The organism is Ruegeria sp. CH5, from assembly GCF_056537025.1.
Genome location: NZ_JBQFQT010000005.1, coordinates 253312 through 275703 on the forward strand (window position 1 = coordinate 253312; position 22392 = coordinate 275703).

The following is a 22392-nucleotide window of genomic DNA, read 5'->3' on the forward strand; positions in this document are numbered from 1 at the left end:
GCCGTAGGAGGGTCCTGAAAAAAGCAGCCTTCAGTTGGGCCGGTTCAGTAGTCTTGCGAAGCGACTAGAAATCCAGGTTTTCCACGCTCAGCGCGTTTTTCTGGATGAATTCACGGCGCGGCTCGACCACGTCGCCCATAAGCTTGGTGAACAAGTCATCGGCCTCGACCATGTCATCGACACGCACCTGCAGCAATGTCCGCGCATCCGGATCCAGCGTAGTTTCCCACAGCTGATCGGGGTTCATCTCACCCAGGCCCTTGTAGCGCTGGAGCGACAGACCTTTTTCGCCCTCTTCCAAAATGGCGCGCAGCAGATCCAGCGGGCCGTGGATGACCTGCGACCGGTCGCGGCGGACCAATGTGGCCGGCAGGTTGTAGACGTCCTGCAGGCTCTGGGTAAAGCTGCCTGTCTTGCGCGCTTCGCCGGAACGCAGCATCGGACCGTCCAGCGTGCGGACTTCTTCGACGCCGCGCAGGATGCGCGCTAGTCTGATACCGTGATCCTGAGTGATCCGGCCCTGCCAGCCGCGCTCGTATTCCAGCGCAATCAGGTCCAGTCGCGCCGCGACCTTGTCGGCCACGCCCTGCAGGTCGGCATCCACCGCCCCGGGCACAAACGCCCCGGCAACGGCGGCCTGTTCAAGGATGTGACGCGGGTAATGCGTCGGGAAGGCGTCCAATACGCGCTTGAGTTGGCGCGCCTCGTCCACCACACGGGTCAGATCCTGACCCACGATCTCTTCACCCGAGCCCAACTTGAGCACGGCGCCCTCGACACCCTGGTTGATCAGATAGTCGTCAAGCGCCGCTTGATCTTTCAGGTAAACCTCTGACTTTCCTCGTGAAACCTTATAAAGCGGCGGCTGCGCGATGTAGAGATATCCACCCTCGATCAACTCGGGCATCTGACGGTAGAAGAACGTCAGCAGCAGGGTCCGGATATGTGCACCGTCCACGTCGGCATCGGTCATGATGACGATCTTGTGGTAGCGCAGCTTCGAGATGTCGAACTCGTCCCGGCCAATACCGGTGCCAAGCGCCATCACAAGGTTGCCGATTTCCTGGCTGGACAGCATTCGGTCGAACCGCGCACGTTCGACGTTCAGAATCTTGCCGCGCAAAGGTAGAACCGCCTGCGTCAGACGATCGCGACCGGTCTGCGCCGATCCGCCGGCCGAGTCCCCCTCGACCAGGAAAACTTCGCTTTTGGCCGGGTCCTTCTCAGAGCAATCCTTGAGCTTGCCGGCCAGATAGTTGACGTCCATCGCCGTCTTGCGTCGGGTCAGTTCGCGGGCTTTCCTCGCCGCTTCGCGCGCCAAGGCGGCCTCGATGATCTTGCCGACGATGGTTTTGGCCACGTTGGGGTTCTCCTCGAACCACTCGGCCAGTTTCTCGTTCATCAACCCTTCGACAGCCGGTCGCACTTCCGAGCTGACAAGCTTGTCCTTGGTCTGGCTGGAAAACTTCGGGTCAGGTACTTTGACGGACAGCACGCAGGTCAGGCCTTCGCGCGCATCATCGCCGGTGAAGCTGACCTTTTCCTTTTTCGCGATCCCGCTGGACTGTGCGTAGTTGTTGATCGTGCGGGTCAGCGCTCCACGGAAGCCAGCGACATGCGTGCCGCCATCCCGCTGGGGGATGTTGTTGGTAAATGGCAGGACGGTTTCGTGATAGCTGTCGTTCCACCACATCGCGATCTCGACCCCGATATCGTCGCGCTCGCCCTTGATATAGATGGGCTCGGGCATGGCCGGAGTTTTCGACCGGTCGAGGTATTTCACGAATTCCTTGACGCCGCCCTCGTAGAACAGTTCGGTCTCAAGCCGCTCGGCCGGCCGTTCGTCAATCAGAATGATCCGAACGCCCGAGTTCAGGAAGGCCAGTTCGCGCAACCGCTTCTCCAGCGTCTCGAACGAATACTCCAGGTTCGAAAACGTATTGGTCGAAGCCAGGAACCGCACCTCGGTCCCGGTCCGGTCGCCGCATTCGCCGACCACTTTCAGATGCTCCGAGGTTTCGCCGCCTTCAAACCGGGCGAAATGCTCTTTGCCGTTGCGCCAGATGCGCAGCTCCAGCCAATCGGACAGAGCGTTCACCACCGAAACGCCCACGCCGTGCAGACCGCCCGACACCTTGTACGAGTTCGAGTCGAATTTCCCGCCGGCGTGCAGCTGGGTCATGATGACCTCGGCCGCCGAGACGCCTTCCTCGGGGTGGATGTCCACCGGAATCCCGCGACCATTGTCGCTGACCGAGACGCTGGAATCGGCGTGAATCTTGACGGTCACATGGTCGGCGTGACCAGCCAGAGCCTCGTCAATGCCGTTGTCCACGACCTCGTACACCATGTGGTGCAGACCGGACCCGTCGTCGGTGTCACCGATATACATACCGGGGCGTTTGCGGACAGCCTCCAACCCCTTGAGAACCTTGATGGAATCTGCGCCGTATTCCTGATTTGCCTGTGCGTCTTCGGACATGCCGTCAGTACCTATATTATTTTGGTAAGTTATACGTTCTCTGGTGGGGAATGTCACGTCATCCCCCCAGATTTTGTGCCGGTTCTTTCAGGCGCGAGCCGAGCTGATCGGCCGACCTCAGACGGTCACAATCTATCCAGATCGGCGGCGATATCAGCAGCGATTTGGCGGGCATCGACATCGCCGCGCTCGGCCGACAGGCGCAGGCCCAAAAGGTCGGACTGATAGCGCGTCGCCAGCCGTTCGGGATCATGGTCGGCGCCGACATGCCCCTGCGCCTGCGCCTGCCGGAACAGATCGGCGAAACAGGCTTTCATTCGCGACAGATGGGTCGCGGCCAGTTGCGCCAGGTCGTGATCCTTTGCGCTCAACTCGGCAAAGGTCTTGGCCAGCATACAGGCCTTTGCGGGCGCGTTCGCGGCCTCGACAACCAAACGCGGCTGGGTCTTGAGCGCACCCAGCGGCCCAAGCTCCTCGGCCAAGGCTTCAAGCCGGGCAACACCTTCATCCGCATAGCGTTCCAGCGTCAGGGCATACAAGGCGTCCTTTGACCCGAAGGCGGCGTAAAAGCTGCCTGGCTTCAACTTCAGCGCATTCTCGAGATCCTTCAGGGACGTGCCCGCCCAGCCCTGGCGCCAGAACAGGTCTCTGGCCTGCGCGATCAGCGCGTCACGGTCATAGGCAGGTTTGCGGGGCATGTGATCACCAATTCTTGAACGATTACTCAAATATATACTTGAGTGATCGCTCAATAAAGCCTATTTCGGACTCAGCCGCCAAAAAAGGAGACCAAAATGGCCGATTTTCCCTCACATGACCTGAACACCGCACCTGAAGGTTCGAAACCCCTGCTCGAGAAATCGCAGGCCGCGTTTGGCCGCCTGCCGGGCCTGCACAAGGTCATGGCCGAAAGCCCACAGCACCTTGAGGCCTACCAGGTTCTGCACCACCTGTTCCTGCAGACCGATTTCGACAATGACGAGAAAACGGTCGTCTGGCAGACCATCAACGTGGAAAACGAATGCCACTATTGCGTTCCGGCCCATACCGGCATCGCCAAGATGATGAAGGTGTCCGACGAGATCACCGAAGCGCTGCGCAATGAAACCCCGCTGCCCTCGCCCAAGCTCGAAGCACTGCGTACGTTCACGGTGCAGGTGATGAACCAGCGCGGCAACGTCACCGACGCGCAGTTGCAGGCGTTTTTTGATGCGGGCTATTCGCACCGCGCCGTTCTGGACGTGATCCTGGGCCTGGCGCAGAAAACCATGTCGAACTACGTCAACCACATGGCCCAGACGCCGGTGGACGAGGTGATGCGTCCCTTCCTGTGGGAACGCAAGGTTGGCGAGCCGGCCTGATCCGCTCAGGCGGGGGTGACGGTCGAGCCGTCACCCGCGTCATTGACCACGAAAGACTGCGCCCGGTCGCCCAGTTCGGCGAACAACTCGGGGCCTGTTCCGGTCATCCAGGCCTGCGCCCCCAGCGCGCAGATTTCGTCATACAACGCCGCCCGGCGGTCCGCGTCCAGATGGGCCGCAACCTCGTCCAGCAACAGGATCGGTGGCGCTCCGACCTGCGCGGCCAGCGCCCGCGCGTTGGACAGAATCAACGACACCAGCAGCGCCTTCTGCTCTCCGGTCGAACACTCACTGGCCGCAACGCCTTTGGCGGCAAAAACCCCGTACAGATCCGAACGGTGCGGCCCAACCAATGTGCGCCCCGCCGACAGGTCGCGGAACCGGCTTTCGGCCAGCGCCTCCAACAGATCCTGCGCGCTTTCGGGCATGTTCCCTTCGGACTGAACAAGTTCCAGTTCCGCCGAGGGAAATGCGGTCTCGGCTTGCTCCTGCGCCGCACGCAACTGCGCCAGAGCACCCAGCCGCGCAGTATGAATGCGATGCCCGGTTTCGGCCATCTGAGCCTCGAGCGCCGCGTACCAATGCGCGTCACGCACCTGCTCTTTCAGCAGGCGGTTCCGTTCGCGCATGGCCTTTTCATAGATCAACGCGGCCTCGGCATGGCTCGGATCGAAACTCAGCGTCACCCGGTCCAGAAAGCGCCGTCGGCCTTCGGCGCCTTCGATCCAAAGCCGGTCCATCGCGGGCATCAGCCAGACGACCCGCGCCAGCTTGCCCAGATCGATCTGGCTGGCTGCCTTTCCGTCGATCCGAACCTGCCGCGCTGCACCCCCCTCCGACCAGGTTTCGATCTCGGACCGGCGGCCCTGAACGTCCAGCAGACCGCTCAGCTTCCAGCCCAGCGCCTCGGGCCGGCGCGTCATCTCGGCGGCACTGGCCCGGCGCATCCCGCGGCCGGGCGAAAACAGGGATACTGCCTCAAGGATATTGGTCTTGCCGGCCCCGTTCGGCCCGTACAAGGCCACCGGCCGCCCGTCCAGCGCCATGCGCGCCAGCTTGTGCGACCGAAAATGCGAGACCGTCAATTCGGTCAGGGCCAAAGCCATGACCCCTCCCTTCATCCTTGTACAAACACGCGCGCCGGACGCATCCCGCGCCCGCGCGATCAGACGCGCATCGGCATCACGACATAGACCGCGCTGTGGTCATTGCCTTCGCGCATCAGGGTCGGGTCGCCCGCCGAGTTGAACAGGAACACCGCGTTCTCGCGGTCCACCTGGCTTGCGATTTCCAGCAGGTACTTGGCGTTGAAGCCGATTTCCAGCCGTTCGTCGCCATAGGCCACGGCCAGCTCCTCCTCGGCGGCGCCGCTGTCGGGCGCATTCACCGACAGGACCAGCTTGTCGCCGTCCAGCTGCAGCTTTACCGCACGGGACCGCTCGGACGACACGGTGGCCACCCGGTCGACAGCCTGGGCGAACTCGGCCGCGTCCACTTCCATCTTGCGGGTGTTGTTCTGCGGAATCACGCGGGTGTAGTCGGGGAAAGTCCCATCGATCACCTTCGAGGTCAGCGTGATGTCGGGTGTGGCAAAGCGCACCTTGGTTTCGCTGACCGACACCGCGATGTCCATGTCGTCATCTTCCAGCAGCTTGCGCAGCTCGCCCACCGTTTTGCGCGGAACGATCACGCCAGGCATATCGGCGGCCCCGTCGGGACAATCCGCGTCGATCCGCGCCAGACGATGCCCGTCCGTGGCCACGCAGCGCAACACCTTGCCGCCCTCGGGGCCATCCGTCACATGCATGTAGACGCCGTTCAGGTAATACCGGGTCTCTTCCGTCGAGATGGCGAATTTCGACTTGTCGAACAGCCGCCGCAGCAGAGCCGCCGAAGCGGTGAAGTTCGACTGGTATTCCGAGGACGCCATCACCGGGAAATCCTCTTTCGGCAGGGTCGCCAGCGAGAAGTTCGACCGCCCCGCCTCGACCGTCAGCCGGCCAGCCGCGCTGTCGGCGGTCAGCGTGACCAGCGCGCCATCGGGCAGCTTGCGCACGATCTCGTGCAGAGTCGTTGCCGCAACCGTGGTTGCGCCCGCCTTTTCGACCTGCGCGGGGGCCTTGTCGACCACCTCGATATCCAGATCGGTCGCGCGGAACAGAACCTGATCGCCCTCTGCCTCGATCAGCACGTTGGCCAGGATTGGAATCGTGTTGCGGCGTTCCACAACGGACTGGGCCTGCGAAACGGCCTTGAGCAGCGTGCCGCGTTCGATGCTGATCTTCATACCCTCAATTCCTCTGATTTGAGTGCTTACATGGGCGGGACTGGCAAGTTAGCGGTTCAGCCCTGAGGCACAAGGATTTTTTACCGATTTCTGGGTCGGAACGCGCAAACCGTCAAGGTCCCGAGCGGCCCTGTGCCCCAGTTCCGTGGAAATCGTGGAAAAATGCGCACAGAAAAACCGCCCCCGCGCAAGGCCAGGGCGGTTTTTCGAATTGCAGGGGCTCAGGCTTCGAGCGCCCGGCGCAGCATTTCCACATCTTCGGCGATCTGACCGTCGGTCAGCTTCAGCTCTTCGATGCGTTTGACGCCGTGCATGACGGTGGTGTGGTCACGCCCGCCAAAGCGGCGGCCGATCTCGGGTAGCGACCGGCTGGTCAGCTGCTTGCACAGATACATCGCCACTTGACGCGGGCGGGCATAGGACCGCAGGCGTTTCGGCCCGATGATGTCGGACAGGCGGATGTTGTAGTAGTCGGAAACCTTGCGCTGGATCTCTTCGACGGTGATCTTGCGTTCCGAGGCGCGCAGCACGTCGGCCAGACAGTCCTGCGTCAGCTCCATGTCGATCTCGCGGCCGACCAGCGAGGCAAATGCGAACAGCCGGGTCAGCGCCCCTTCCAGAACGCGCACGTTGGTCGAGATGCGATGGGCCAGGAATTCCAGCACGCCATCGGCGATCTTCAGGTCGGGATAGGTCTTGGCGTATTGCTGCACCTTGTTCTGCAGAATGCCCAGGCGCAGCTCGTAATCGGTCGGGTGCAAGTCAACCACCAGTCCGCATTGCAGACGCGACTTGACCCGTTCCTCCAGATCCTTGATCTCACCCGGCGCGCGGTCGGCCGAGATGATGATCTGTTTGTTCTGATCCACCAGCGCGTTGAACGTGTGGAAGAATTCCTCCTGCGTTGAATCCTTGCCGGCGATGAACTGCACGTCATCGACCATCAGCACGTCGACCGAGCGGAACAGGTGTTTGAAATCCATCATGCGGCGTTCGCGCAGGGCCTGCACGAAGCGGTACATGAACTGTTCGGCCGACAGGTACAGCACGTTGAGCTCGGGGCGTATGGTCTTCAGCTCCCAGGCGATGGCATGCATCAGGTGCGTTTTACCGAGCCCAACCCCACCGTACAGAACCAGCGGGTTGAATGTGACGGGGCCGCCTTCGGAAACACGGCGCGCGGCGGCATGGGCCAGTTCGTTCGGCTTGCCGACGACGAAGGTGTCGAAGGTAAAGCGCGCGTCCAACGGTGCGGCCTGCAGCGACTCGAGCGCTTCATTGGTTCCGTTGCTTTCCGGTGCCAGCTCGATATTGACCGGCTCGCGCTGGTCTTCGACCGGCTGGACCGCGGCGGCGGGACGCGCCGGTGAGTTGGCGGCCACCCGGAAGGCCAGGCGCTGGACCGACTCTCCGGCCGTGTTCAGCTCGTACAGAATGAGGTCTGCAAAATTTTGACTGACGTAGTTCCCCATGAAGTTGGTCGGAACCGAAAATACGGCTACGCCACCCTTCAATTCCTGAAATTCCAGAGGTTCAATCCAGGTCGTAAAATTGTTCCGGCCCACGGCCTTCAGCAATTTGTTACGCAGTTGTCCCCATTTTTCTTGTGTCATCCAGCGCCTCACGCATCCCAATATTTTTGACCTAATCGGCCTTATGATTGTGACCGGTATCCCGGTTCTTATGCGTTCACTCGCGCGCAGATATTCGGTCGCCGAAACCCCAAGAATCGGCGGGAATATCAGTGGTCACGACGCTTGCCTGTTTGACGACGACCAAAAAGTACAGCCGCCCAAACCGCGGTTTGCGCCACGCAGTTCCAGTTTTCGACAGGGCCAAGATCATCGGAGTAGCCGAGATCCGCAGCAGATCGTCAAACCGGTTGGCACCGGTTGCCGACATTCGCCCCTGGATCATTCTGATGCCCGTCAGTCCGATCGCAGGAACAGCCTGTCCCCCCAAGCGAGTGAATCGCTGAAACTGTCGTAGCAAGAGGCAGTGGGGCCGGGCAACGAAACTCTGATATTGACTCGGGTCTTTGGGCGAAAGAATCTCTCGGTTTCGTGAAGGCGCGGCATTCTGGCAACAACGCAAAAGGCGCCGCACGGGGCGACGCCTTCGAAACCAGAATGAACCAGCAAATGTTGACGCTAGGTCAACCCAGCGCTTTGACGCGCGCCGACAGGCGCGACATCTTGCGGGCTGCGGTGTTCTTGTGGAACACGCCTTTGGTGACGCCGCGCATCAGCTCGGGCTGGGCCGCGCGCAGAGCGGCGGTTGCCGCGTCCTTGTCGCCGGATGCGATTGCTTCTTCGACCTTGCGCAGGAAGGTGCGGATGCGCGAACGACGTGCTTTGTTGATTGCATAACGCTTCTCGTTCTGACGAGCGCGTTTCTTTGCCTGAGGCGAGTTTGCCATGTGTCTCTGACCTTTGTTCGGTACGTTTGTCTAGGGTTGCACGTCACGGAATTACCCGCACCGGATCAGAAATCACGAGTGTGAATCGGGCCAAGCGGGCCGCACGCGCATGTATGGTGGCGGTCAATAGCCAAGTTTTCAGGCTTTGCCAAGCCGATTCTTGGCCTTGTTGCCCGCCTGATCCTGCGGTCTTGTCGGCGCCGGTTATTTGTCGCGGAACTGGGCCGCGCGCTTTTCAAGGAATGCGGCCATGCCTTCCTTCTGGTCTTCGGTCGCGAACATCGAGTGGAACACGCGCCGCTCGAACAGCATGCCCTCGCTCAGCGGCACCTCGTAGCTGCGGTTGACCGCCTCTTTCGCGGCCATCGCGGTCAGCAGCGATTTCTCGGCAATCTTCTGGGCCGCGCCGGTCGCCTCTTCGATCAGCTTCTTGGCCGGCACCACGCGCGACACGAGGCCCGAGCGCTCGGCCTCTTCGGCATCCATGAACCGGCCGGTCAGGTTCATGTCCATCGCCTTGGACTTGCCCACGAACCGCGTCAGGCGCTGGCTGCCGCCCATCCCGGCGATGACGCCCAGATTGATTTCCGGCTGGCCGAACTTGGCGGTCTCTGCGGCGATGATGAAATCGCACATCATGGCCAGCTCGCACCCGCCGCCCAGCGCATAGCCCGCGACCGCCGCGATGATCGGCTTGCGGATCGCGGTGATCCGGTCGTTGGCGTCTGCGAAAAGGTTGGTGGTGTAGACATCGACAAAGCTCATCTCGGACATCTCCTTGATGTCCGCGCCCGCGGCGAATGCTTTTTCCGATCCGGTGATGACGATGCAGCGCACCTTGTCATTGGTGTCCGCGTCCTCGAGCGCCTCGCACAGCTCACCCAGAAGCTGAGTGTTCAGCGCGTTCAACGCATCGGGTCTGTTGAGCTTGATTAGGGCGACGTGGTCTTCGATTTCGACGATGATCGTCTCAAAAGCCATGAGGTCTGAGCTTTCGGTTGTTCCGTTCAGGTCCAATTCCTTACCACGCGAAAAACTCGGATCAAGCTATCTTTGGCATTGCGCGCAATAGAAGGTTGAGCGTCCCGACTGGGTGATTCTGCGGATTTCGGCCCCGCAGCCCTCGGTCCGGCAGGGCTGCCCCTCGCGCCCGTAGACGTCGAAGCTGTGCTGAAAATATCCAAGCTCTCCATCGGCTTGCCGGAAATCGCGCAGCGAGGATCCACCGGCCTCGATGGCCTCGGCCAGCACCGTCCGGATCACCGGAACCAGGGCCCCGACCCGCCCGGTCGAGATCTGCCCCGACTTGCGACGTGGCGACACTCTGGCGCGGTAGAGCGCCTCGCAGACATAGATGTTGCCCAGCCCGGCAACGATTCTCTGATCCAGCAGCGCCGCCTTGACCGGTGTGGCCCGGCCGCGGAAGGCGTCGATCAGATAGGTCTCGTTGAAATCGTTGCCCAGCGGCTCCGGCCCCAGCACGGCCAGCAGCTTGTGCTGCTCGGCGGTGGCCGTGGGCATCAGGTCCATCGCACCGAACCGGCGCGGGTCATTGAAAGTGATGCGCGCGCCGTTGGCCATGTGGAACACCACGTGGTCATGCTTCTGCGGCATCGGGTGACAATGCACGAACTGGCCCAGCGGATCGCCCGACACAGTCATGCGGCCCGACATGCCCAGATGAATCAACAGGGTCTCGCCGCCGCTCAGATCGGCAAGGATGTATTTCGACCGTCGCCGCAGACGTTCGACCCGCTGACCGGTCAACCGTTCGGCCATCCGCTCGGGAAAGGGCCAGCGCAGATCGGGGCGGTTCACGTCCGCCCTTTCGACCACCACGCCTTCCATCGCCGGGGCAAGGCCGCGTCTTACTGTCTCGACCTCGGGCAATTCGGGCATTAGACGGCTCCTATTCCAAAGGGCCGCATTGTGCCCCGGTTTCCAGGCCCTATAACAGAGACGAAATTCGACGAACGGCAAGGCTTATGTCCGACAACAGCGACAAGACCACTCATTTCGGTTTCGAAACCGTCCCCGAGGCCGAAAAGGCCGGGCGCGTGCAGGGCGTATTCAACTCGGTCGCGTCGAAATACGACGTGATGAACGACGTGATGTCGATGGGCATCCACCGGGTCTGGAAAGACGCGATGATGGACTGGCTGGCGCCACGCCCCGGCCAGCGCCTGCTGGACGTGGCCGGCGGCACCGGTGACATCTCGTTCCGCTTCCTCAAGCGCGCGGGCCACGGCCATGCCACCGTTCTGGATCTGACCGAGCCGATGCTGATCGAGGGTCGCAAACGCGCCGAGGCCGCACAGATGGCCGACAGCCTGGACTGGGTGGTGGGCGACGCGATGGCCCTGCCGTTCGAGGACAACACCTTTGATGTCTACACCATTTCCTTCGGCATCCGGAACGTGACCCGCCCGCAAGAGGCCCTGAACGAGGCCTACCGCGTGCTCAAGCCCGGCGGCCGCCTGATGGTGCTGGAGTTCAGCCAGTTGCCCAATGACGGGCTGCAGAAACTCTATGACCTCTACAGCTTCAACGTGATCCCGCGCATGGGTAAGCTGATCGCGAACGACTACGACAGCTATCAATACCTGGTCGAGTCTATCCGCAAGTTCCCCGATCAGGATACCTTTCTGGGCATGGTGCGCGCCGCCGGATTCGAAAACGCGAAATACCGCAACCTCAGCATGGGCATCGCGGCCCTGCATTCCGGCTGGAAGATCTGACCCATGCGCGGCCCCCACAACATCATCCGCCTGATCCGCACAGGCGCCACGCTGGAGCGCACGGGCGCAATGAACGTGGTGCTCGACGCTTTCGAAGCCCCGCGCCCGCTGCGAATTCTGGCCCATACCCTGGGCAAACCGTTCCAGTGGCTGGGTTACAAAGGCGACCCGACCATGCCGCCGGCGACCCGGGCGCTGACCGCCCTGGGCCCGGCCTACATCAAGTTCGGTCAGGTCCTGTCCACGCGCCCCGATGTCGTGGGCGAAGAGCTGGCAGAACAGCTCCGGGTCTTGCAGGACAAGCTGCCCCCCTTCCCACGCGACGTGGCCATGGCCGAGGTGGAAAAGGAGCTGGGCCAACCTCTGGATCAGATGTTCTCGGAGTTCAGCGAACCGATCGCGGCCGCCTCGATCGCACAGGTCCACAAGGCGAAACTGGCCAGCACCGGCGAGGATGTGGCCGTCAAGGTCCTGCGCCCCGGCATCGAACGCGCGTTCCGCAAGGATGTGGATGCGTTCTATTTCGCCGCCCGGATAGTCCAGCTTTTCGCCCCCGGTGCGCGCCGGCTGCGCCCTATGGAAGTGATCGAGCATTTCGACGGCGTCGTCCGCGGCGAACTGGATCTCAGGCTCGAAAGTTCGGCGGCCTCGGAATTTGCCGCCAACACGCAGAATGACGAAGGCTTCTGGCTGCCGCCCGTGGTCTGGTCCCTGTCCGCGCGCCGGGTCATGACGCTCAGCTGGGCTGTCGGCATCCCCTTGGGCGACAACGCCGCGCTGGACGCCGCAAATCACGACCGCCGCGACCTGGCCGAGCGCGTGCTGCGCCTATTCCTGCTGCACGCCCTGCGCGACGGCTTCTTCCACGCCGACATGCACCAGGGCAACCTCAAGGTCGCCGCGAACGGCGACATCATCGCCTATGACTTCGGCATCATGGGCCATATCGACGAATACACCCGCCGGGTCTATGCCGAGATCCTCTTCGGCTTCATCCGCCGCGACTACAAGCGCGTGGCCGAGGTGCATTTCGAGGCTGGCTACGTCCCGGCCGACCAGGACGTCGATGAATTCGCCCGCGCCCTGCGCGCAGTCGGCGAGCCGATCTTTGGCATGGATGCCACCCATATCTCGATGGGCCGCCTGCTCAACTACCTGTTCGAGGTGACCGAACGCTTTGGCATGGAAACCCGCACCGAACTGATCCTGCTGCAACGCACGATGGTGGTGGTCGAAGGCGTTGCCCGCTCGCTCGACCCGCATATGAACATCTGGGAGGTCGCCCGCCCCGTGGTCGAGGACTATATCAAGCAGTCCATCGGTCCCCGCGCCGCCCTGCGTGATTTTGGAAAAACAGCGCTGGTGCTTGCGCGGTTCGGGCCCCGCCTGCCTGATCTGGTCGAAAATGCCCTGATCGCCCAGACCCGCAAGGATGATCCCTCCGGGTCAGATTTCTGGCCCAAGGCCATTCCCGCCGCAATCGGAGCGGCAGCCGGGGCAGTGGCGGTCCTGATCCTTTCGGGCCTGGGCTGAAAGGCGCGGTCGCTTCATCTGGCCAAAAACATCCTCGGGGGGAATCGCGCCCCGGCGCGATGGGGGGCAGACAGCCCCCCTGCCCGGCCCGGGATCAGAGCCGTTCGATGGCGATGGCAATCCCCTGCCCGCCACCGATGCACATGGTGATCAGCCCTTTCGACCCGCCGATGCGCTCCAACTCGTACAGAGTCTTCAGCGTTATGATCGCCCCGGTGGCCCCCACCGGATGACCCAGGGCGATGGCCCCGCCATTCGGGTTCACCTTTGCCGGGTCCAGTCCCAGTTCCTTGTTCACCGCCAGCGCCTGGGCGGCAAAAGCCTCGTTGCTTTCGATCACGTCGAAATCGCCCGCCGACAGGCCCGTCCGCTCCAACAGGTTGCGCACGGCCGGAACGGGGCCGATTCCCATCACCTCGGGGCGAACGCCAGCATGGGCATAGCCCAGAATGCGCGCCTTGGGCGTCAGGCCGGCTTTCTCGGCGGCATCGGCCGTGGCCAGAACCATCGCCGCCGCGCCGTCATTGATGCCCGAAGCGTTGCCCGCAGTCACACGCCCGTCCTTCTGGAACACCGGCCGCAGCCCGGCCAGGGCCTCGGCCGTGGTGGCCTTGGGATGCTCGTCGACCTTGAAATCGACCATGTCGCGCTTGACCTTGACCTGCACCGGCGCGATCTGGCTGTCGAAATAGCCCGCCTCGATCGCGGCCGCAGCCCGCTGCTGGCTGGTCAGCGCAAACGCGTCCATCTCCTCGCGCGTGATCTGGTGTTCATCGGCCACGTTCTCGGCGGTCACACCCATATGCCCGGTGCCAAAGGGGCAATTCAGCGCGCCCAGCATCATGTCCAGCGACTTGATGTCGCCCATCTTGGCGCCCCAACGCGCCTGCGGAACGATGTAGGGGCTGCGCGACATGTTCTCGGCCCCGCCGGCCACTGCAAATTCGGCATCCCCCAGCATCAGCGATTGAACTGCCGATACGATGGCCTGCGCGCCCGACCCGCACAGCCGGTTGACGTTCATCGCCGGGGTGCCGTTCGGAATGCCCGCCTGCATCGCCGCGACGCGCGACAGGTACATGTCGCGCGGCTCGGTGTTGATGACATGCCCGAACACCACATGCCCGATCTGGTTGCCTTCGACGCCGGATTTCTCAAGCGCAGCCTTGGTCACGACGGTGGCCAGATCGATCGGCGCGGTCGCGGCCAGCGACCCTCCGAACGTACCGATTGCGGTGCGGGCACCATCCAAAATCACGATGTCGGTCATGTCTCTCTCCTCTTGGATTTACGCGCAGTATGCATTCGCAGCATGGGCCTGTCGCGCGGGACGTTCCGTCATCGGCGGAATTGACAATTCGCGCCCGGACGCGCAAGAAATTCCGCCATGACGGAAAACTCAGACGATATCCTGACACGCCTGCCCGCCCGCCTGAAAGAGGCCCGGCGCGCCAAGGGGCTGTCGCTGGAAGCGGTAGCCAATCTCAGCGGCGTGTCCCGGTCGATGGTCAGCCAGATCGAACGCGGCGAAAGCAGCCCCACGATCTCGACCCTGTGGAACCTGACCCGTGCGCTGCAGGTCGATTTCGCCGGTCTTCTGGAAGAGTCCGAGACCACCGACCAGATCGAAGTGCTGCGCAGCGCAGAGGTGCCCAGCATCGACAATATGGGCCAATCCTGCCGGATCCGCATCCTCTCGCCACCCGAGGAGGCCGGCGGCCACGAGGTCTATGATATCCGGTTCGACGCAGGTGGCGCACTGAACAGCCAGCCCCATGCCCGCGGTGCGCGCGAACAGCTGACCGTGCTGGAAGGGACCGTCCGCGTCACCTCGGGCGCCGCGACGATGGAACTGCGCCAGGGCGACACGGCCCGGTATGCGGCCGATGTGGCCCACGCCATCGCGGCGCCGGACGGACCCGCCCGCGTGTTCCTGATCGTCAAGAACGCCTGATCCGCACATATCGGCCAATTTCCGCCTTCACGGATTTTTTTCCGCCATACTGAAAATCTCCTATTTGGGAAGCTCGTCCGTTATGTTAGATACGCGACTCAGAAGAAGGAGATCGCCATGGCTGATGCATTCCTGTCCCACGTTTCGGACACCCTCTCGCAGATCAAGGCGGAAGGCCTGTACAAGACGGAACGAATGATCACCTCGCCCCAGGGCGGCGAGATCACGGTGGGCGGACGTCAGGTCATCAACCTGTGCGCCAACAATTACCTGGGACTGGCCGACCATCCGGCGCTGATCGAGGCCGCGAAGAACGCGCTGGAGCCCAAAGGGTTCGGCATGGCCTCGGTCCGGTTCATCTGCGGCACGCAGGACATCCACCGCGAGCTGGAGCAGCGGCTGGCCAAGTTTCTGGGCAAGGACGATTCGATCCTGTTCGCGGCCTGTTTCGACGCCAATGGCGGGCTGTTCGAACCCCTGCTGGGCCCCGAGGATGCCATCATCTCGGACAGTCTGAACCATGCCTCGATCATCGACGGGGTCCGGCTGTGCAAGGCCAAACGCTATCGCTACATGAACAATGACATGAACGACCTCGAAGCCTGGCTGAAACAGGCGCGCGAGGACGGGGCGCGGCACATCATGATCGCCACCGACGGAGTGTTCTCGATGGATGGCTACCTGGCCAACCTGCCCAGGATCCGCGAACTGGCCGACAAATACGACGCGGTGGTGATGGTCGATGACTGCCACGCCACCGGCTTCATGGGGCCGCGCGGCGCGGGCACGCCGGATCATTTCGGCGTGGACGTGGACATTCTGACCGGGACATTGGGCAAGGCACTTGGGGGGGCAATCGGCGGTTACATCGCCGGGCCGCAGCCAGTGATCGACCTGCTGCGGCAGCGGGCGCGGCCCTATCTGTTCTCGAATTCGCTGCCGCCTTCCATCGTCGCCGCCGGGCTCGAGGCGATCCGCCTGGTCGAAGAGGGCGACATGCTGCGCAAGCAACTGTTCGGCAACGCGAAATACTGGCGCGCCGGGCTGGAGAAGCTGGGGTTCGACTTGCTGCCGGGTGAACATCCGATCATCCCCGTGATGCTGGGCGAGGCGCAGCTGGCGCAGGACATGGCCGCCCGCCTGTTCGACGAAGGCGTCTATGTCTCGGGCTTCTTCTTCCCGGTGGTCCCGCGTGGCCAGGCCCGCATCCGCACCCAGATGAACGCGGCGCTGACCCGCGACGAGTTGGACCGCGCTCTGGCCGCCTTCGGCAAGGTCGGAAAGGCGTTGGGGGTCATCTGATGGTTCTGAACTCGGTCATCGACGCGATCGGCGATACGCCCCTGATCGAGCTGTCCCGGGTTTGCCAAATACTGGATCTGGACGGCCGTATTCTAGCAAAGCTGGACTATCTGCTGCCGGGCTTTTCGAAAAAGGATCGGGCCGCCCGGTCCATCATCGAACAGGCCCGCGCCGACGGCAGCCTGATCCCGGGGCAGACGGTGGTCGAGCTGACCTCAGGCAACATGGGCACCGGCCTGGCGATTGTCTGCGGCATTCTGGGGCACCCGTTCGTGGCGGTCATGAGCGCAGGGAACTCGGTCGAACGCGCCCGCATGATGCGCGCCTTGGGCGCCGAGGTGGTGATCGTCCTTCAGGCCGAAGGCGGCAAACCGGGCGAAGTCTCGGGCGCCGACCTGGCGCTGGTGGATGACGCCGCCCGCCGCATCACCGCCGAGCGCAACGCATTCCGCGCCGATCAGTTCGGCCACGCGGGCAACCCCAAGGCCCATGCCGCCGGGACGGGTCCGGAAATCTGGGCCCAATCAGCAGGTACCGTGACAGCCTTTTGTGATTTTGCCGGCTCTGGCGGCACACTTGCCGGGGTCTCTGACTACCTGTCACCCCTTGGGGTGCGGTGCTATGCGGTCGAGCCCGACGGCGCTCGTGCCTTGGCCGGTGAACCCGTCCGTGCGCCCGATCATCCGATCCAGGGCGGTGGTTATGCGATGTCGGTTCTGACGCATCTGAACGGAGCGAAATTGGCCGGTCATCTGTCCGTCACCGGCGCATCAGCGCGCGACGCCGCCCGCCTGTTGGCCCGCACCGAAGGCATCTTTGCGGGCTTTTCCGCCGGGGCGAACCTGGCTGCCGCCATCGACCTGCTGCGTGGCCCCGAACGCGGTGGCTGCATCGCCATCGTGATGTGTGACAGCGGCTTGAAATACCTGTCGACCGATTTGTGGGAGTGATCCGGATGCGACCCGACACGATGAAAGCGCTGGAGAAGTCCAGGCCCGAAGAAGGACTGTGGATGGTTCAGGCCCCGGTCCCCGAGATCGGCCCCGACGAAGTTTTGATCCGCGTGAAGAAGACCGGGATCTGCGGCACCGACATCCATATCTGGAACTGGGATGAATGGGCGTCCCACACGGTGCCCGTCCCCATGATCACCGGCCACGAATTCGCAGGCGAGATCGTCGAGCTGGGCCGCAACGTGACCGGGTTGAAGATCGGCCAGCGGTGCTCGGGCGAGGGTCACCTGATCGGCACCGACAGCCGCCAAAGCCGCGCGGGCAAGTTCCACCTGGACCCGGGCACCCGCGGGATCGGGGTGAACGAACAGGGCGCTTTTGCCCAATATCTCAAGCTGCCGGCCTTCAACGTGGTGCCCCTGCCCGACGACATCCCCGACGAAATCGGCGCGATTCTCGACCCGCTGGGCAATGCCGTGCACACCGCGCTGAGCTTCGACCTGCTGGGCGAGGACGTGTTGATCACCGGCGCCGGCCCGATCGGGATCATGGCCGCCGCGGTGGCCCGCCACGCCGGCGCCCGGCATGTGGTGATCACCGACATCAACCCCGACCGGCTGGCGCTGGCGCAGCATGTCGTGCCTTCGGTCCGGGCGGTGAACGTGGCCGAGGAAGAGCTGCAATCGGTGATTTCCGACCTGGGCATGAGCCAGGGTTTCGACGTGGGGCTGGAAATGTCGGGCTCGCAGGCGGCGCTGGACCAGATGGTCGAGGCGCTGGTGATGGGCGGCAAGATCGCCCTGCTGGGCATTCCGCCCGGCAAATCGCCCGTCGACTGGAGCCGCATCGTGTTCAAGGCGATCACCATCAAGGGCGTCTACGGCCGCGAGATGTTCGAGACCTGGTACAAGATGATCGCGATGCTGCAGAACGGGCTGGATGTCAGCCGGGTCATCACCCATCGCTTTGCCGCCGATGACTTTGCGCAGGGCTTTGCCGCCATGAAGTCGGGAAAATCGGGCAAGGTGGTGCTGGACTGGGCCTGACCCTCTGGATAGTTGCAAACGCACCTTCTAGACAGGTGCGCACACATGCCGGGGAGGAAATGAAATGGCCGACAAAGCCAAGGGCGACCGCCCGCTGGAACGGGGAATCGAAGACACGCTGGTAACCGATTTCGCGGACACGCACCGCAAAAGCTATGGCGATTTCCTGCAACTCAAGACCCTGCTGAACTTGCAGAAAACCTTTCAGGACCCGGCCCAACCCGATGAGATGCTGTTCATCATCATCCATCAGGTCAGCGAGCTTTGGCTGAAACTGATGCACCATCAGCTGGTCGAGGTGCGGCGTTTTTTGCAACAGGATGAGTTCGGCCCCGCGATGAAGAACCTGGACCGGATCAAAGCGATCCAGCGGCAGTTGATCGCCGCGTGGGAAACCCTGCTGACCATGACGCCCGCCGACTACATGACCTTCCGCAAGGCACTGGGCAATTCATCCGGCTTCCAAAGCTACGGCTATCGCCAGATCGAGTTCATCCTGGGCAACAAGGACACCGCCACGCTGAAGGTGCATGAACACGACCCCGAAGTGATGGAGATGCTGACCGCCGCCCTGGTCAAGCCGTCGCTGTATGACGAGGTGTTGCACATGCTGGCGCGGCAGGGGTTCGACGTGCCGCAGGACCTGCTGGACCGGGACTATTCAAAGACCTATTCCGGCGATCCGCGCATCGTGAAGATCTGGGCCGAGATCTACCGGAACACGGGCCGATACTGGGACCTGTATGCGCTGGCCGAAAAGCTGATGGATGTGGAATCGCTTTTCCAGCGGTGGCGCTTCGACCATGCGACCGCCGTGGAACGCGTGATCGGCATGCAGCCCGGCACCGGCGGCTCCAGCGGCGTGGCCTTCCTGCGCAAGGCGCTGGAGCTGCGGTTTTTCCACGACCTTTATGACGTGCGCACCGACCTGATGTACGGCGGACAGGGCTGAGCCATGCTGTATCGCGGATTTACCCAAGCCGAGCTGGAGCGCGAATACGCGCCCAGTTCGATGATCGGCGGCGACCTTGCGCCCTATCTGGCGGCCTATTCAGCGCTCAGCGCGCAGGCGCGGGCGCAACTGACGGTGCAAGAGACCCTCGGCTATGGCGACACTCCCGCGCAGGTGCTGGATTTCTTTCCCGCCCGCGCGCCCGGCGCACCGCTGCATGTGTTTATCCACGGCGGCTATTGGCAGGCGCTCAGCCAGCGCGACTCGGCGATGATGGCGCCCGCGCTGGTCCAAGGCGGGCAGGCCTTTGCGACGGTGAACTACACGCTCGCCCCCGACGCGCGGCTGTACCAGATGGTCGATGAATGCCGGACCGCGCTGATGTGGCTGGCCACCCGGGCCAAGTCGCTGGGGTTCGACGCCTCGCATGTCACCCTGTCCGGGCACAGCGCCGGCGCGCATCTGGCGGCGATGGTCATGGCGACCTCGGCCGACCAATTCGCCCGGATCGGCCTGCGGGTGCGCGAAGTCATCCTGATCAGCGGCGTCTACGACCTGGAACCGATCAGCCTGACCCCGGTCAACGATCCCCTGCAGCTGACCCCGGTCGAGCTGCACGACCTGTCCCCCACCCTGAACCTGCCCGCGCCCGGGCCGCGCTATCGGGTCACGGTGGGCGAGCGGGACACCGGCGAGTTCATCCGCCAGAGCCGCGATTATGCCGAAGCGTTGCGCAAGACCGGGCACGCGGTCAGCTTTGACCTGCAGCCGGGCACGCACCATTTCGACATCATCCTCAAGGACGGGACGTTTCTGAACGACCACCCCTGAAAGCGAAAACGGCGGCCCTGGGGACCGCCGTTTCCTTCAATTTCGACCGGATCAATCCAGCGTGCGGGTGACTTCCTCGCGCTCGAAGATCTCGATCACGTCGCCGGGGCGGATATCGTCGTAATTCTCGAACGCCATACCGCATTCCTGACCCGACTGAACCTCGGCCACTTCGTCCTTGAAGCGTTTCAGCGTCTTCAGCGTGCCTTCGTGGATCACCACGTTGTCGCGCAGCAGGCGCACGCCGGCCGAGCGGCGGGCAACGCCCTCGGTGACCAGACAGCCGGCAACCTTGCCGACGCCAGTGACCTTGAACACTTCCTTGATCTCGGCGTAGCCGATGAACTTCTCGCGGATCTCGGCGCTCAGCAGGCCCGAGGCGGCGGCTTTGACGTCATCCACCAGGTCGTAGATCACCGAGTAGTAGCGGATCTCGACGCCCTTCTGGTTGGCGGTGTTGCGCGCCGACGCGTTGGCCCGCACGTTGAAGCCAAAGACCGGAGCACCCGACGCTTCGGCCAGGCCGATATCGGTTTCGGTGATGGCGCCGACGCCCGAATGCAGCACGCGCACGCGTACTTCGTCGTTGCCGATCTTCTCCATCGCCTGGACGATCGCCTCGGCCGAGCCCTGCACGTCGGCCTTGACCAGAATGGGCAGTTCGGCCACGTTCTCGTCTTCCTTGGCCTTCTGCATCAGCTGTTCCAGCGTGGTCGCGGCACCGGCGGCGGCGCGCTTGTCCTTGGCAACCTGTGCGCGATATTCCGCGATTTCGCGGGCCTGCGCTTCGGTCTCTGTCACGTTCAGAACGTCACCGGCCTCAGGCGTGCCGTTGAGGCCCAGAACCTCGACCGGAACCGAAGGCCCGGCTTCCTGGACGCGCTCGCCCTTGTCGTTGATCAGCGCGCGGACCTTGCCGTACTGCTCGCCCACGACGAAGATGTCGCCTTGGCGCAGCGTGCCCTTCTGGACCAGAACGGTCGCGACCGGGCCACGACCCACGTCCAACTGCGCCTCGATCACGGCGCCTTGTGCGGCGCGGTTCGGGTTGGCCTTCAGCTCCAGAATCTCGGCCTGCAGCGCGATGGCTTCCAGCAGATCGTCTAGACCCTGGCCCGTGATGGCCGACACTTCGACATCCTGAACCTCGCCGGACATCTTCTCGACGATCACCTCGTGCTGCAGCAGGTCGGTGCGCACCTTGTCCGGGTTGGCCTCGGGCTTGTCGACCTTGTTGATCGCAACGATCATCGGAACACCGGCGGCCTTGGCGTGGTTGATTGCCTCGACCGTCTGCGGCATTACAGCGTCATCCGCCGCGACAACCAGCACCACGATGTCCGTTACCTGAGCACCGCGCGAGCGCATCGAGGTAAAGGCCGCGTGGCCCGGCGTATCCAGGAAGGTCAACGTTGTGCCGTCGTTGGTCTGCACCTGATAGGCGCCGATATGCTGGGTAATGCCACCGGCCTCGCCCGCAACGACTTTGGCGTCGCGGATCGCGTCCAACAGCGAGGTCTTGCCGTGGTCGACGTGACCCATGATGGTAATGACCGGCGGACGGGGCTGCAGGTCTTCATCCTTGTCCTCGACATCCGAGATGACATCCTCGACATCCGCATCCGAAACCCGCACGACCTTGTGGCCGAATTCTTCGATGATCAGTTCGGCAGTGTCGGCGTCGATGGTCTGGTTTTGCGTGACCATCATACCCATGTTCATCAACGACTTGACGACATCGGCGACGCGTTCGGCCATACGGTTGGCCAGTTCCGATACGACGATCGCCTCGGGCAGTTGAACCTCGCGGATCACCTTTTCCCGTTCGACCGAGCCGCCCATGGCTTTCTGCCGCGCACGCTCCTGTTTGCGCTTCATCGATGCCATCGAACGCTGCCGACCACCTTCACCGCCCGACAGCGCCTGATTCAGGGTCAGCTTGCCCGAACGGCGGCCATCGTCGCGGCCCTTGCCGCGGGTCTGACGCTGTTCGCGATCCGCCTTGCGCGGTGTTTCCGCTGGCGCAGGCTTGCTGGCCGCGGGGGCCTTGGCTTTGGGCGCCTCTTTCGCGGCCGCGGCTTCTGCTGCGGCGCGCTGAGCGGCTTCTTCGGCCTCTTTCTGCTTGCGCTCTTCTTCCTCGGCTTTCTGCCGGGCTTTCTCCTCGGCCTCGCGCTGTTCGCGCTCTTTGGCCTCCTGTTCGGCGCGGCGGCGTTCACGCTCTTCTGCGCGCGCCTTTTCCTCGGCCTCGCGGCGCTCGGCTTCCTCGGCCTCACGGGCCTTGGCCGCCTGCAACGCCTTCAGGCGCCGATTCATCTCGGCATCGGAAATCCCGGCCGGCCGGCGCGAAGGATCACCCGACGGCGCAGCGCCACCGCTGGGCTTGGACGCTCCCGGCTTGGGAACCACCACGCGCTTGCGTTTGGTTTCCACCACGACATTCTTGGTGCGTCCGTGGCTGAAACTCTGTTTCACATTCCCGGGGCGTGCCCCGCCACGAAGACCCAATGTCTTTTTGCCGTCACTATCGCTCATAA

The 22392-nt window shown here is 63.1% G+C and carries 20 protein-coding genes; 9 read left to right on the plus strand and 11 right to left on the minus strand.

What is annotated here, in order from left to right; all coding sequences use genetic code 11:
• Positions 1–64 precede the first annotated feature (64 nt).
• A complete protein-coding gene (gyrB, locus tag ACR0JC_RS16175; protein ID WP_170343110.1) occupies positions 65–2482 on the minus strand; it encodes a DNA topoisomerase (ATP-hydrolyzing) subunit B in 2418 nt (805 codons plus the stop codon).
• A gap of 125 nt (positions 2483–2607) precedes the next feature.
• On the minus strand, positions 2608–3180 hold the full coding sequence (locus tag ACR0JC_RS16180) for a TetR/AcrR family transcriptional regulator (RefSeq protein ID WP_170343111.1): 573 nt from the start codon (positions 3178–3180) through the stop codon (positions 2608–2610).
• 96 nt (positions 3181–3276) lie between these two features.
• On the opposite strand from ACR0JC_RS16180, the gene ACR0JC_RS16185 reads away from it, so the two are divergent.
• Positions 3277–3843, plus strand: a complete 567-nt coding sequence (locus ACR0JC_RS16185; RefSeq protein ID WP_170343112.1) for a carboxymuconolactone decarboxylase family protein — start codon at positions 3277–3279, stop codon at positions 3841–3843.
• Positions 3844–3848: 5 nt separating this feature from the next.
• On the opposite strand, the gene recF is transcribed toward ACR0JC_RS16185, so the two are convergent.
• The 7 genes from recF to mutM form a co-directional block, all read right to left on the minus strand.
• Positions 3849–4949: a DNA replication/repair protein RecF gene (gene recF, locus ACR0JC_RS16190; RefSeq protein ID WP_170343113.1), complete on the minus strand. Its 1101-nt coding sequence runs from the start codon at positions 4947–4949 to the stop codon at positions 3849–3851.
• 59 nt (positions 4950–5008) lie between these two features.
• Positions 5009–6130 (minus strand): DNA polymerase III subunit beta, encoded by a 1122-nt coding sequence (gene dnaN / locus ACR0JC_RS16195; protein ID WP_170343114.1) that lies wholly within the window; start codon positions 6128–6130, stop codon positions 5009–5011.
• 221 nt (positions 6131–6351) lie between these two features.
• Positions 6352–7743, minus strand: coding sequence for a chromosomal replication initiator protein DnaA (dnaA, locus tag ACR0JC_RS16200; RefSeq protein WP_170343115.1), 1392 nt, complete (start codon positions 7741–7743; stop codon positions 6352–6354).
• Between the two features lie 76 nt (positions 7744–7819).
• Positions 7820–8032 carry a hypothetical protein gene (locus ACR0JC_RS16205; protein ID WP_480763994.1) on the minus strand — a complete coding sequence of 71 codons (213 nt, stop codon included), beginning with the start codon at positions 8030–8032 and terminating at the stop codon, positions 7820–7822.
• Positions 8033–8285: 253 nt separating this feature from the next.
• Positions 8286–8549: a 30S ribosomal protein S20 gene (rpsT, locus tag ACR0JC_RS16210; RefSeq protein ID WP_093963612.1), complete on the minus strand. Its 264-nt coding sequence runs from the start codon at positions 8547–8549 to the stop codon at positions 8286–8288.
• Positions 8550–8753: 204 nt separating this feature from the next.
• The gene (locus ACR0JC_RS16215; RefSeq protein ID WP_170343117.1) at positions 8754–9530 is read right to left on the minus strand and encodes an enoyl-CoA hydratase; all 777 of its coding nucleotides are present in this window, start codon (positions 9528–9530) and stop codon (positions 8754–8756) included.
• Positions 9531–9596: 66 nt separating this feature from the next.
• Positions 9597–10448 carry a bifunctional DNA-formamidopyrimidine glycosylase/DNA-(apurinic or apyrimidinic site) lyase gene (mutM, locus tag ACR0JC_RS16220; RefSeq protein ID WP_170343118.1) on the minus strand — a complete coding sequence of 284 codons (852 nt, stop codon included), beginning with the start codon at positions 10446–10448 and terminating at the stop codon, positions 9597–9599.
• A gap of 86 nt (positions 10449–10534) precedes the next feature.
• Between mutM and ubiE the strand changes: the two genes are divergently transcribed.
• Positions 10535–11287 carry a bifunctional demethylmenaquinone methyltransferase/2-methoxy-6-polyprenyl-1,4-benzoquinol methylase UbiE gene (ubiE, locus tag ACR0JC_RS16225; RefSeq protein ID WP_170343119.1) on the plus strand — a complete coding sequence of 251 codons (753 nt, stop codon included), beginning with the start codon at positions 10535–10537 and terminating at the stop codon, positions 11285–11287.
• A 3-nt stretch (positions 11288–11290) separates the two neighbouring features.
• Complete coding sequence (gene ubiB, locus ACR0JC_RS16230) at positions 11291–12820, plus strand: 2-polyprenylphenol 6-hydroxylase (RefSeq protein ID WP_170343120.1); 1530 nt, start codon at positions 11291–11293, stop codon at positions 12818–12820.
• Between the two features lie 94 nt (positions 12821–12914).
• Here ubiB and ACR0JC_RS16235 read toward each other — a convergent pair whose 3' ends face one another.
• Complete coding sequence (locus ACR0JC_RS16235; RefSeq protein WP_170343121.1) at positions 12915–14090, minus strand: acetyl-CoA C-acyltransferase family protein; 1176 nt, start codon at positions 14088–14090, stop codon at positions 12915–12917.
• 117 nt (positions 14091–14207) lie between these two features.
• On the opposite strand from ACR0JC_RS16235, the gene ACR0JC_RS16240 reads away from it, so the two are divergent.
• From ACR0JC_RS16240 to ACR0JC_RS16265, 6 genes are all read left to right on the plus strand, one after another.
• Positions 14208–14774, plus strand: a complete 567-nt coding sequence (locus tag ACR0JC_RS16240; protein ID WP_170343122.1) for a helix-turn-helix domain-containing protein — start codon at positions 14208–14210, stop codon at positions 14772–14774.
• A gap of 117 nt (positions 14775–14891) precedes the next feature.
• On the plus strand, positions 14892–16076 hold the full coding sequence (locus ACR0JC_RS16245) for a glycine C-acetyltransferase (protein WP_170343123.1): 1185 nt from the start codon (positions 14892–14894) through the stop codon (positions 16074–16076).
• On the plus strand, positions 16076–17026 hold the full coding sequence (locus ACR0JC_RS16250; RefSeq protein ID WP_170343124.1) for a PLP-dependent cysteine synthase family protein: 951 nt from the start codon (positions 16076–16078) through the stop codon (positions 17024–17026). The genes ACR0JC_RS16245 and ACR0JC_RS16250 overlap by 1 nt, the downstream gene beginning before the upstream one ends.
• 20 nt (positions 17027–17046) lie before the next feature.
• Positions 17047–18075: an L-threonine 3-dehydrogenase gene (gene tdh, locus ACR0JC_RS16255; protein WP_170343222.1), complete on the plus strand. Its 1029-nt coding sequence runs from the start codon at positions 17047–17049 to the stop codon at positions 18073–18075.
• Between the two features lie 64 nt (positions 18076–18139).
• Complete coding sequence (locus tag ACR0JC_RS16260) at positions 18140–19027, plus strand: tryptophan 2,3-dioxygenase (RefSeq protein ID WP_170343125.1); 888 nt, start codon at positions 18140–18142, stop codon at positions 19025–19027.
• A gap of 3 nt (positions 19028–19030) precedes the next feature.
• Positions 19031–19858: an alpha/beta hydrolase gene (locus tag ACR0JC_RS16265; protein WP_170343126.1), complete on the plus strand. Its 828-nt coding sequence runs from the start codon at positions 19031–19033 to the stop codon at positions 19856–19858.
• Positions 19859–19909: 51 nt separating this feature from the next.
• Here the strand turns inward: ACR0JC_RS16265 and infB are convergent, their stop codons facing one another.
• Positions 19910–22390 (minus strand): translation initiation factor IF-2, encoded by a 2481-nt coding sequence (gene infB / locus ACR0JC_RS16270; protein WP_170343127.1) that lies wholly within the window; start codon positions 22388–22390, stop codon positions 19910–19912.
• Positions 22391–22392 lie beyond the last annotated feature (2 nt).

What these genes read in the sequence shown, in the direction of transcription:
- ubiE (WP_170343119.1), top strand. Translation starts at nt 10,535, where the DNA reads ATGTCCGACAACAGCGACAAGACCACTCATTTCGGTTTCGAAACCGTC.
- ACR0JC_RS16185 (WP_170343112.1), top strand. Translation starts at nt 3,277, where the DNA reads ATGGCCGATTTTCCCTCACATGACCTGAACACCGCACCTGAAGGTTCG.
- ubiB (WP_170343120.1), top strand. Translation starts at nt 11,291, where the DNA reads ATGCGCGGCCCCCACAACATCATCCGCCTGATCCGCACAGGCGCCACG.
- ACR0JC_RS16235 (WP_170343121.1), bottom strand. Translation starts at nt 14,090, where the DNA reads ATGACCGACATCGTGATTTTGGATGGTGCCCGCACCGCAATCGGTACG.
- gyrB (WP_170343110.1), bottom strand. Translation starts at nt 2,482, where the DNA reads ATGTCCGAAGACGCACAGGCAAATCAGGAATACGGCGCAGATTCCATC.
- ACR0JC_RS16265 (WP_170343126.1), top strand. Translation starts at nt 19,031, where the DNA reads ATGCTGTATCGCGGATTTACCCAAGCCGAGCTGGAGCGCGAATACGCG.
- rpsT (WP_093963612.1), bottom strand. Translation starts at nt 8,549, where the DNA reads ATGGCAAACTCGCCTCAGGCAAAGAAACGCGCTCGTCAGAACGAGAAG.
- recF (WP_170343113.1), bottom strand. Translation starts at nt 4,949, where the DNA reads ATGGCTTTGGCCCTGACCGAATTGACGGTCTCGCATTTTCGGTCGCAC.
- ACR0JC_RS16180 (WP_170343111.1), bottom strand. Translation starts at nt 3,180, where the DNA reads ATGCCCCGCAAACCTGCCTATGACCGTGACGCGCTGATCGCGCAGGCC.
- mutM (WP_170343118.1), bottom strand. Translation starts at nt 10,448, where the DNA reads ATGCCCGAATTGCCCGAGGTCGAGACAGTAAGACGCGGCCTTGCCCCG.
- tdh (WP_170343222.1), top strand. Translation starts at nt 17,047, where the DNA reads ATGAAAGCGCTGGAGAAGTCCAGGCCCGAAGAAGGACTGTGGATGGTT.
- ACR0JC_RS16250 (WP_170343124.1), top strand. Translation starts at nt 16,076, where the DNA reads ATGGTTCTGAACTCGGTCATCGACGCGATCGGCGATACGCCCCTGATC.
- dnaA (WP_170343115.1), bottom strand. Translation starts at nt 7,743, where the DNA reads ATGACACAAGAAAAATGGGGACAACTGCGTAACAAATTGCTGAAGGCC.
- ACR0JC_RS16215 (WP_170343117.1), bottom strand. Translation starts at nt 9,530, where the DNA reads ATGGCTTTTGAGACGATCATCGTCGAAATCGAAGACCACGTCGCCCTA.
- dnaN (WP_170343114.1), bottom strand. Translation starts at nt 6,130, where the DNA reads ATGAAGATCAGCATCGAACGCGGCACGCTGCTCAAGGCCGTTTCGCAG.
- ACR0JC_RS16260 (WP_170343125.1), top strand. Translation starts at nt 18,140, where the DNA reads ATGGCCGACAAAGCCAAGGGCGACCGCCCGCTGGAACGGGGAATCGAA.
- ACR0JC_RS16205 (WP_480763994.1), bottom strand. Translation starts at nt 8,032, where the DNA reads ATGTCGGCAACCGGTGCCAACCGGTTTGACGATCTGCTGCGGATCTCG.
- ACR0JC_RS16240 (WP_170343122.1), top strand. Translation starts at nt 14,208, where the DNA reads ATGACGGAAAACTCAGACGATATCCTGACACGCCTGCCCGCCCGCCTG.
- ACR0JC_RS16245 (WP_170343123.1), top strand. Translation starts at nt 14,892, where the DNA reads ATGGCTGATGCATTCCTGTCCCACGTTTCGGACACCCTCTCGCAGATC.
- infB (WP_170343127.1), bottom strand. Translation starts at nt 22,390, where the DNA reads ATGAGCGATAGTGACGGCAAAAAGACATTGGGTCTTCGTGGCGGGGCA.